The sequence below is a fragment of the Synechococcus sp. R5-13 genome, assembly GCF_047462015.1.
In the GTDB taxonomy this organism is placed as follows: domain Bacteria; phylum Cyanobacteriota; class Cyanobacteriia; order Thermostichales; family Thermostichaceae; genus Thermostichus.
Genome location: NZ_JANSIL010000039.1, coordinates 1 through 10,101, shown reverse-complemented (window position 1 = coordinate 10,101; position 10,101 = coordinate 1). Strand labels below are relative to the sequence as shown.

The window sequence follows — 10,101 nt, the reverse complement described above, 5'->3', positions numbered from 1 at the left end:
CAGAGCAGGCTCAGGGCTACTGAAAGCCCGCTCCGTACCGCTTTAGCGGTCGGAGTCGGGTAGTTTACTACGGAGATTTCTCCAGGGGGTTCGCGATTCTTCGACTGGATCCTTTGTTGATGAGGGGAGACAATAGACGAGAGTAGTAAGACGAGAGTAGTAGCAGGGAAAAGGTTAAAAAACCTGCCTTGGCACTGTAAAACTCAGCAGGAGATTGCGTATGAGCGCTTTTGCCCAAGCTCCCAAAAAGTGTGTTTCCGCCGCCTTCAAAGAAGAGGGCAAGCTGCAAGAGTGTATCCAGCGGCTTTTGAACCGTGGCATTCCCAACGATCGCATCTCCATTATTGGCCGCAACTTTCAAACCGAAGCCAAAATTACCGGGTTTATCACCCGCAAAGAGGTGGTTCTGGACGGTCTGACCAATGGGGCCATCTATGGATCCCTGTTCGGATCCCTGCTGGGGCTGCTCACTGGCGTGGGGGTGCTGTTCATTCCCTTTTTGGGGGCAGTGGTGGCCGCTGGGCCTCTGGGAGCCGCTTTGTTGGGGGCAACGGGCGGCGCTTTGTACGGAGCACTGGGAGCGGGCCTGGGATCCGCCCTGATTGCCTTGGGTATGCCGCAGGAGAAAGCCGCCATCTACCAAACCCGGGTACAGGCGGGCGAGTTCTTGTTGGTGGTGCAAGTACCGGAAGAGAAGTCGGGCGAAATTTACTTGCTGCTGCAGAGTGCTGGCGGAGAGGAAGTTTCCATTGCCGACTTGAACTTGCCCGGTGAGCCAGAGGGAGACTTAACCCCAGAGAGCATCTCGCCGGAAATCCGCGCTGACCTCTCGGAAGAAGCGCAGCAAACCTTTGTGGAAGCCTACAACCAAGCCAAACAAGAGAGCAATAACTCCACCCATGCACTCCTCAAAGCTTGGGAAAAGGTCAAGCAAATTTTCACACGAGATGAGAAAGGGATCTTCTCCAAACGCAAGCCCTAGCCCAAAAAGTTTCCGAAGTAGCGAGAGCACAGTAAAGCGCCATCTCGCCGCTCTGCCTGTACGTGTTCTGGGTCTGCTCCAATTTTTTAGCTGCAACCTTATATCCTGAGAATAGCCCGAAAAACTCTAACCTAACCTTGCAGGGGTGAGCCTATGGCTGCGAGTGACTTCAAGGATTATTACAAGATCCTGGGCGTCAGCAGAGATGCCTCTGCCGAGGAAATCAAGCGCGTCTATCGCAAGCTGGCCCGCCAGTATCACCCCGATGTCAACCCTGGGAATAAGGCGGCAGAGGAGCGCTTCAAGGAGATCAACGAAGCCTACGAGGTGCTCTCTGATCCAGAGAAGCGGCGGCGCTACGACCAGTTTGGGCAGTACTGGCAGCGGGTGGGTACTGGTTCTGCTGCTGGAATGCCCGGCATGGAGGGCTTCGCCCAATACGCCAGCTTCGAGGAGTTTATCAACGAGCTGCTGGGCCGTATGGGATCCCGCCGCAGCGGGTTCCAGGGCTTCGCCGGCGGCTTTGGGCCGTTTGTTTCGGTGGATTTGCCGGGGCAGGATTTGGAGGGCACTCTGGGTCTCAGCTGGGCAGAAGCTTTCCACGGCACCCAGAAACGGCTGAACCTAGATGGAGAAACGCTAACTATCCGCATTCCCCCCGGCGCTAAGCCGGGCAGTCGCATCCGCGTCAAGGGCAAAGGCCAGGTCAGCCCCTTTGGCGGGCCAAGAGGGGATCTCTACCTCACTTTGGAGCTGCCCCCCCATCCCTTCTTCCGCTTTGACGGAGACAACCTGCTCTGCGAGCTGCCCATTACTCCTGACGAGGCGGCTTTGGGAGGGACGGCGGAAGTTCCCACCCCTACGGGTCGCGTGCAACTGAGGATCCCTGCCGGGGTAGACAGCGGCCAAACCCTGCGGCTGCGGGGCCAAGGCTGGCGGGATCCCCAAGGCCAGCGGAGCGACCTGCTGGTGCGGCTGAAGGTGGTGGCACCCAAATCCCTTTCCCAGACCGAGCGGGATCTCTACGAAAAGCTGCGCCAAAGCCGTAGCTGGGATCCCCGCGCCCACTTGCAGGAGGTGAGTCTATGAGTTTGGCCATTGTGCGGGTGGAAGAACGGCTCTATACCTTCGAGCAGGCCACGGAACTGCTGGGGATCCCCCCTCACCTGCTGGAATGGCTGCTGGCCCAAGGCTTAGTGGAGGCCGAGAGCAGCTACCTGACCCCCCAACAGCTCAGGCGGTTGTTGCAAATGAGCCGCCTACACCGAGACTTGGGGCTTAACTGGACGGGGGCAGCGATGGTCTTGGACATGGCTCAGGAAATTGCCCGGCTCAGGGGGCAACTGCGCCACTACCGCGGATTTTGAGGCTGCCCAGCTAACCCATCAAGGAGATAAACTTCGATGAACCCTATGGAACAGATCATCCGACGTAGCCAAGTGGTGGGCCTGCTGGCCCTCGATGGCAGCACTGCTACCGCCTTGGGCACTGTAGAAGAAGTCTGGGTTGACCCAACAGGGCGGGTATGCTACTTCACCAGCCAGCAGGGGTACACCCCCCTGGAGCAGATTTCTCTCATCGGGCCAGACGCGCTGCTGACCTACTCTACCGTTTTTGATACCCCCCTAACCCCCATCAGCTCTCTTTACCGCCGCACAGTGCGCATTGGGAATCGAGAGGTCGGCTGGATTGAGGATTTTCTCTTTGACTGGGAGACTGGAGCGATTGCCGCTTATATTCTGGGTGGCAGCATTGCCGAGCCTTGGGGGGGGCGCGCCGTTCTCCTGCCTGAGGACGTGGAAGCCATTGATGTGGACGCGGTGGTGGTTAAGGAGGATGCTCCGCAACGGCTGAAATCGGAAGCGGAAGGCTTAAAGAACTTTTGGAGCGAAAAATCTCGGCAGGTGAAACAGCTTATCCAGCGCATGGGGGATCGCCTCAAGGCGTTGGTTGGCCCACAGGATCCGCCGGAGGTGGTGCGCGTTAAGGTAAAACAGGTGCGGGACGAGCTGGCCAAAGGGGGCAAGTTCGATCTCTCCCTACTGGACGAGGCGGCAGAGTTTCTGCAACACAAGTGGGAAACCTGGCAACATCGCCTCAGCCGCGCCGCTCAGCGCATGCAGGCTGCCCTTCAGGCTGCTTGGGAGAAGCTGACCGAATAGCAAAGAATGACTCTGCAACCTCTGGCCTGCGGTCGCCTCAGATGCTGCACATTTGCTTCCCAACTGCTTCCCAACTCCCCTCTTCCTCTGGGAAAGGGGCTGGGGGGCAACAGCATGAGGTGCTTGGGGAGTCCGTCCCACTGCTCGACCGGAACTGTTGCAAGCCAGTCCTCGACCAAACCCAGCTGACGGACGGCGGCTTTTTCGGCTACGATCTAAGATCGCTGTCAATGCTCGGATCAGGTTTCAAGACCCCCGCAGGGCACCTGTACGGCAGGGAGAAAGATGACTTACGCAATTGTGGAAACCGGCGGTAAGCAGCTTTGGGTGGAGCCGGGGCGTTTTTACGAAGTTGATCGCCTGGCGGAAGTGGAGGAGAACAGCCCCTTCGATTTGTCTCGTGTGCTGTTGATCAACCACGAGGGTCAGGTGACGTTGGGGCATCCCTACGTTTCAGAGGCGGTTGTCAGGGCACGGGTTTTACAGCATCGGCGCGGCGATAAAATCATCGTCTACAAGATGAGGCCAAAGAAAAAGACCCGCAAAAAGAGGGGTCATCGGCAACCGCTGACCCGTCTGCTGATCGAGTCTATTGAACTCAATGGGGTGCCCCTAGCCACGGCACCATCCCGTACGGAAGCGGCTCCAGAGTCTAACCCAGAGGCAGCCCCTTCGGCAGCGGCGACAGGGATCCCTGCGGATGAGGAATAAACTCTGAACTCAGGTGTCCTGAATCCCGATTTTTTTATCTCGTTTCTGTTGATTTCTGTTGATCACGCAGTTGCATAGGAGGCGTTATGGCTCATAAGAAGGGAACGGGCAGCACTCGCAACGGTCGAGATTCCAATGCCAAGCGGCTGGGGGTGAAGCGCTATGGGGGCGAGCTGGTGCATCCCGGCCACATTCTGGTCAGGCAGCGGGGCACCAAGTTTCACCCAGGGGTGAACGTGCGCATCGGCGGCGACGACACCTTGTATTCTGTGGTCACCGGCATTGTGACTTTTGAGCGCTATGGCAAGTGGCGGCAAAAGGTGAGTGTCTACCCAGCTGAGGTGGCTGCCCAGTAGGGAAAGGCCCAGCTTTGAAACTGCCTGGGAGAGTTTCTTCCGCAAGAGAAGATTCTCGCTTCTGTCGACCAAGCTGCTTGCCGGGCTGAAAACTGTCTGCTCCAGAGCAGACAGGGTTTTGCTGTTGCTGATTCCTGAACTTTTTTCGTTCTTGAGGATTGGGGCCAGCCGGAAGAGGAGAGGAGCTAGGGATCCCTGCCCCTTCGAGGGCGAAAATGGCAAAAGCACGGAAGGCAGGAAGTTGATGCGAGTGTATCTGTTTCGCTGGGCAGGGTTGCTTCACCTCATTGCCGGGGTGATGTACCTCTACTGGCGACTGACAGCCGGGTTGATGGATTTGGGATCCCTTTTGTTTTGGGGGGCAGAGCTGTATGTTTGGCTGGCGGCGGTGGGCTTTACCCTCAGCCGCTATCCCCAAGTGCCGAGAGAGACGATCCCATCCCCAGAGGTCCTGCGGAGGTCGTTTTTCCAATTGCCGCGGGTGGATGTACTGGTGCTGCGCCAGTGGGATTCTCTGGAGGCAACCCGGCAAACAGTGCTTTCGGCTCTGCACCTCGACTACCCTTGGGAGCGGTTGTTTGTCCACATTGTGGATCGGGTAGAAGATGAGGAGATGGCCAAGGCGGCCCGGGCCATTCCCTGCGAATACTGGGCCTGCCCTAGCCCCACAGCCGACCCCCTGGCTTACGCGATGGGATCCCCTCACATCCAAGGGGAGTATCTGCTCCTGGTGCAGCCGGGCCATTTTCTCGAGCGGGACTTCCTGTGGCAGACCTTGCCTCACTTTTACGACTCGCCGGAGCGGGCTCCAATTGTCAACCGAACTGGCTTTGTGCAGGCAATGCTGCGCACCCTAGGCCAGCCCAGAGCCGTTCACCCACTGCAGCAGCTCTTGGCGGTGGGATCCCAGGGCTACCAGGCGGCACCCCTGTTGGGTTCTGGCTGTCTCATCCGGCGCAAGGCTTTGGAAGGGATCCCGCGGATCGACATTCGTCGCCCTGTGCAGTTGGGGTGTCAGATGCACTGCCGCGGCTGGCAGTCTCAATTGGTTCGCCAAACCCAGGTTACGGGTGTTTTGTTGCCCTTGCGCAACCGCCGCGTTGCTTTGCTGGCTTTGTTTTCGGCCTTGAGGGAAAATCCCTTCTGGGGCAAGCCGACCACGCAGCAGCAGCGCTTTCAATACCTGTGGCTGGCCCTCTGGGCTGCCGGTGGGATGGCGGAGCTGGTCTACTTGGCGGTGCCGATGGTCTTTCTCTGCACGGGGTGGATGCCGGTGCCGGCCTTTGACCGGGTCTTCTTCGCGTGGTTTTTGCCTTATGCTCTCCTGGGGCGCATCAGTTGGCTCTTGGCCTTTCCCCCCCATCTGTGGGGGGCAGCTTGGCAGTCGGAACGGCAGACGGGCAGCCAGTTTTTTCAGTCCATCCAGGCGCTGGTGCAAAGTCTGCGGGGAGTGCCCCCCTATCCCGAGCAGCCTTCCCAGCTCTCCTTAGGACCTCAGGCTCTGGCTATTGTGCTGACTTTTCTGGCTATGGGGGTGGGATCCCTGCGTTTTGCCGGCAGTTGGGATCCCTCTTGGCCTGAGCTGCTGTTTGGCTTGGTCTGGGCCTCCTACAACCTGATGATCCTGACGGTGCGCCCCGACGATCACGATTTTGCCGGCTTTGCTTTTCCCAGCAGCAGCGCCGCTGCGGCGACAGAAGAGAGCGCCGACCCATAGGCTGCCAAGCCAAGACAAGTTCATCGCAAAACCAAATCCCCACATCCATTCAGCTGCTGCATGGATGAAATGGCAGGCTGCCGCGGCAGATGGTGGGCAAACGCTATGCTGTGAGAAGTGTAGGATAAGTGGATCGGCACAGGTTGTCTCCAACTCTCCGGGGAGGTGTACCGGTGGAGAGGGGGGATCCCTGGCCAAGTCGCCCCTCCTGTTTGCAGGATTGAACGCGGTCTTCTAGGTTCAGAACGACACACCTGTGGAGTCAGAGAGACCCCCCCTTCGACTGCTCCCCCTGGGTACGGATCCCCGTCAACAGGGCTGTGCCTATTGGCTGGAGATGGGATCCCACCGTTTGCTTCTCGATTGCGGGTTGCCCGCTCCTGCCCTCTTTAAGGCTCTGCCAGGGATCCCGGATGCGGTAATCTGCAGCCATGCTCACTTTGACCATGTGCAAGGGCTACCTGCTTTTCATCGTCGTTACCCTCAGGTACCTCTCTACGCCACGCCGGTGACTGCTCATTTGGCCGCCGGTCTGTGGGAGTGTGGCGTTTGGCCAGGCTACGACCGGGACATTCGCTTTCCCCCCTTTCGGGCGCTGCCTTTGGGCCGGGCGCGAGAGATTTTGCCCCATCTGATGCTCACTTTCTTTGCGGCTGGGCATCTGCCGGGAGCGGCGGCAACCCTGCTGCAAAATACCCAAACCACTCCGGCCCAAGCCTGCGTGTACACGGGCGACTGTTCCCTGGCCTCAACTCGCTTTGCCCCCGGCTTGGATCTCATTGCTTTGCGCCACTGGCAGCCGGACGTGTTGCTCATCGAGGCTTCGCTGGGATCCACCCGCCATCCACCCCGTCGTCACCTGGAAAATCGCCTGGTGGAGCGGTTGCTCAGCGCCTTGGAAGCGGGGCAAACGGTGCTGTTTCCCCTGCCAGTGTTGGGGTTGGGGCAGGAGCTGATCTTTCTCCTCAAAGCCCACCACCGCTTTACCCAAGCCTCCCAAGAGCTCAAGATATGGGTGGCGCCGGGGCTGGCGGCAGGCTGCAATCTCTACGAGCGCTTGCTCACCTACCTGCCGGAGCCGGTGCGCAATTTCGCCACCTACCAGCCCTTGTTCTGGGAAGACCGCCTGCAGCCGCGGGTTCAGCCCCTTACCGAAGCGGATCCTCTGCCCCAAGGCTTGCTGCTGTGCGACGCCGATGCCGGGCCTGAGGCTTGGGATCCAATTTGGTCGAGGTTGTTGGCCCAACCGCAGCGCTCCTGTCTGCTGGTGCGGCTGCCAGAGGTGGAACTGGCTACCCCGTTTGAGCGTTGGCCGGCGCCGCTGCGCTCCCGCATTGCCGTTGAATGGATAACCTGGCACAGCCACAACGATGTCGGGCATCTCACCCAGATCATCCACACCTTTCGCCCCCAGCATTTGGTCTTGGTTCACGCCGACCCCAAGCAGGCTCAGGATCTGGCGGATCTGCCGGAGCTGTGCAATCGCTACCATGTCCACTGCCCTCAGCCCGGGCATTGGCTGGAGTTGCCCGATGGGCACCTACAAACCCCAGTTAAGCTCGCGGAGCTGAAGGCCGGTTCCCCCGCCGAGATCAGGGATCCCCCTTTGCGCTACGAGGGGGAGGTGGAAGAAGTTTGGCAGGAGCAGGGGTCGCCGCGGACTTTGGCGGGGGTACAGGTGCGTCTGCCGCCCCAGATTACCCAGGATCCCCGTTGGCTGGCCTGGGCCGATACCGGCCTGGTGGAAGCCCGCTGGCAGGGATCCGAACTGGTGCTGCGCGGCCTTTCTCCACGGGAGCTGATCCGCCCGGCAGAGGCTGCCCCTTCTCCAGCAGGGATCGTGCCGCGTCCAAAACAGCCTTCTGTATCCAGTCATCACGGTGGCAAAAAGTGCCAAAATTGTCGCTTTGCCCGCCAGATCTTGACTTCCCAAGCCCAAGCCTTTCGCTGCGATCAGGAACGCTCTCCCCTCTACCGCCTCAGGGTGGATCCCCAGGGGAGCTGCCCCTACCATCAGCCGCAGGAGATCCGCTCTTCCGGTTAGCCGTCAAGCCAGGGAAGCCCAAAGGCTAGAATGGGGCAAGTCGCGGTGCCAACCATGCTTGAGCAAGATTCCTGGGCAAATCATCGCCGTGGGCCGGTCGGATCCCTGGAGCGCCCAGCCGAGGCCTTGGCTGCGGCCAGCCCGCCCGTAGTGCAGATGGTTGGGGTGAACAAAGTCTATCCACTGCCGGAGGGCAGTTTTCAGGCCCTCTACGATATCGACTTGGCGATCCAGCCGGGAGAGTATTGCGCCATTATGGGGCCCTCTGGATCCGGCAAATCCACCCTGATGAACCTCATCGGCTGCTTGGATCGGCCCAGCTCAGGGCGCTACTGGCTGGATGGGGTGGAAGTTTCCACCCTGACCGATCGCGATTTGGCCCACATTCGCAACCAAAAAATCGGCTTTGTCTTCCAGCAGTTCCATCTCCTGCCCGTCCTGACGGCGCTGGAGAACGTCATGCTGCCCTTGGCCTATGCTGGGATCCCGGAGCCGGAGCAACGCCAGCGGGCCAAGCAAGCCCTAGAACAAGTGGGCTTGGGGAGCAAACTGCAGCAGCGTCCGGCCCAACTCTCCGGCGGCCAGCAGCAGCGGGTGGCGATTGCTCGTGCCATTGTCAACCGACCCCAACTGTTGCTGGCTGATGAGCCGACTGGGGCTCTGGATAGCCATACCGGCCAGGAAGTGCTGAACCTTTTTGCGGAGCTCCACCGGCAGGGCATCACCCTGGTCGTGGTCACCCATGACCTTGAAGTAGCCCAGGCCGCCCAGCGCATTATCCGGGTTGGGGATGGCCGTCTGCTGGATTGAGGAAGACAGGGATCCGCCTGGGGGCAGTTGAGTTCAGGAGAGTTCCCAGTTGCGGTGAACTGGCGTGCCGGATGGATCCCTGGCCTCACTTTGGGTGAAGGTCAAAGGGAATGTCTCAAACGACCCTATCTAGGACGGCCCGGCTTAGGCTACTCTAAACGCAACTGAGGGCTTGGGAAAAGGATCCATCGATGAAACTGATCGAAGATATCATCCGATTTTTGGAAACCCGCCTGGAAGAATTTCTCAGGGCCCACCCTGAGATCGAGCTGCAAGCCCTCGATGAGCAGTTGCGCCAGCAGGAATCGGATACCCTGCAGCTGTTGCAGGAAAGCCGCGTCCAAGAGGAGGCTCTCCAAAAAAGCATTCTCAACTTAGCCGAGGAGATTAAAACCTGGCACTTTCGCATTGAGAAGGCGCAGCGGGCCAATCGTCCCGATCTGGCCGAAGGAGCGCGACGCCGGGAGGCTGAGCTGTTGGAGAGGGGCAGCCAGCTATGGGGTCAAATGAAAGCCCAAAAGGAGAAAATCCAACAAATGGAAGCCCTGCTGCCGCAGATTCGCCAGCGCCGCCAAGAAGTGAAGGCTAAGCTGCAGGAGGTAAGAGCCGCGCAAGCCAAAGGCATCGACAACCCGGACCGGAATTTCAGCCCTTGGGGAAAACCTTTCGAGGCTTGGGATGAATTGGAAGAGCAATTTCGTCAGCTAGAGGTGGAAAACGAATTGAATGACACGAAGAGGAAGGTGCGGGAACAGCAGCGGCGGTAACAGCCTGACCCAAAATCTTGTTAGTTTGCTAATGTTGAATCCAGTCGCAACGGCCAAAATCGAGCTGGGCGGAACTTGTGATTTAAGCCCTTGGTCTCAAGAGCCATAGCCACATCATTTCCAGAACTTTCTCTGGCACCGACCGGGAAGAAAAGTCTCTCCTCTCTCCCAAGAGTGATACGCTATTGGGCATGAATGAGTTGTATCTGAATCACCCCACATTTGGTCTGCTCTACAGCCTGTGTCAGGTCGACGAAAATCAGGCTCTCTTCACCACGCTCTACGCCCAAAGGCTCTTTTTTCGGGTTTACTTCAGGCCGCCGGATAACAGCGGGGATCCTGCTGCCATGGAGGAGTTGGTCTTCGATCCGATTAGCCGTAATGAGGCTCGCCAGCTCATCGAAGAGCAAATGCGCCTGCTGCGCCGTGCTGCCCGCCAAGATGAGCTAGAACAATTGCAGTTGATCTACAAGCAAACCTTTTCGTAAACTACCCGACTCCGACCGCTAAGCGGTACGGAGCGGGCTTTCAGTAGCCCTGAGCCTGCTCTGC

At 59.0% G+C, this 10,101-nt stretch carries 11 protein-coding genes; all 11 read left to right on the top strand.

The genetic code is table 11. From position 1 onward, the window contains the following. The first annotated feature begins 220 nt into the window (after positions 1–220). The 11 genes from NW840_RS03705 to NW840_RS03655 all read left to right on the top strand — a co-directional run bounded on the left by NW840_RS03705 (position 221) and on the right by NW840_RS03655 (position 10,037). On the top strand, positions 221–982 hold the full coding sequence (locus NW840_RS03705) for a ChaB family protein (RefSeq protein ID WP_414342452.1): 762 nt from the start codon (positions 221–223) through the stop codon (positions 980–982). Positions 983–1,135: 153 nt separating this feature from the next. Next, entirely contained in the window at positions 1,136–2,071 is a 936-nt protein-coding gene (locus tag NW840_RS03700; protein ID WP_414342450.1) for a DnaJ C-terminal domain-containing protein, read from the top strand. Beyond that, a complete protein-coding gene (locus tag NW840_RS03695; protein ID WP_011432385.1) occupies positions 2,068–2,349 on the top strand; it encodes a chaperone modulator CbpM in 282 nt (93 codons plus the stop codon). Before NW840_RS03700 ends, NW840_RS03695 begins: the two co-directional genes overlap by 4 nt. Positions 2,350–2,385: 36 nt before the next feature. Continuing rightward, a complete protein-coding gene (locus tag NW840_RS03690; protein WP_414329867.1) occupies positions 2,386–3,144 on the top strand; it encodes a photosystem reaction center subunit H in 759 nt (252 codons plus the stop codon). A 285-nt stretch (positions 3,145–3,429) separates the two neighbouring features. Continuing rightward, positions 3,430–3,855, top strand: a complete 426-nt coding sequence (gene rplU / locus NW840_RS03685; protein ID WP_414342449.1) for a 50S ribosomal protein L21 — start codon at positions 3,430–3,432, stop codon at positions 3,853–3,855. 86 nt (positions 3,856–3,941) lie between these two features. Continuing rightward, entirely contained in the window at positions 3,942–4,211 is a 270-nt protein-coding gene (rpmA, locus tag NW840_RS03680) for a 50S ribosomal protein L27 (protein ID WP_011432382.1), read from the top strand. Positions 4,212–4,455: 244 nt separating this feature from the next. After that, complete coding sequence (locus NW840_RS03675; RefSeq protein ID WP_414342448.1) at positions 4,456–5,928, top strand: cellulose synthase; 1,473 nt, start codon at positions 4,456–4,458, stop codon at positions 5,926–5,928. A gap of 256 nt (positions 5,929–6,184) precedes the next feature. Continuing rightward, positions 6,185–7,972 carry an MBL fold metallo-hydrolase gene (locus NW840_RS03670; RefSeq protein WP_414342447.1) on the top strand — a complete coding sequence of 596 codons (1,788 nt, stop codon included), beginning with the start codon at positions 6,185–6,187 and terminating at the stop codon, positions 7,970–7,972. A gap of 54 nt (positions 7,973–8,026) precedes the next feature. Beyond that, positions 8,027–8,782 (top strand): ABC transporter ATP-binding protein, encoded by a 756-nt coding sequence (locus NW840_RS03665; RefSeq protein WP_414342446.1) that lies wholly within the window; start codon positions 8,027–8,029, stop codon positions 8,780–8,782. Between the two features lie 191 nt (positions 8,783–8,973). Continuing rightward, positions 8,974–9,549: a TIGR04376 family protein gene (locus tag NW840_RS03660; protein ID WP_414329872.1), complete on the top strand. Its 576-nt coding sequence runs from the start codon at positions 8,974–8,976 to the stop codon at positions 9,547–9,549. Between the two features lie 191 nt (positions 9,550–9,740). Then, on the top strand, positions 9,741–10,037 hold the full coding sequence (locus tag NW840_RS03655) for a PipX family protein (RefSeq protein ID WP_011432377.1): 297 nt from the start codon (positions 9,741–9,743) through the stop codon (positions 10,035–10,037). Positions 10,038–10,101: the final 64 nt, after the last annotated feature.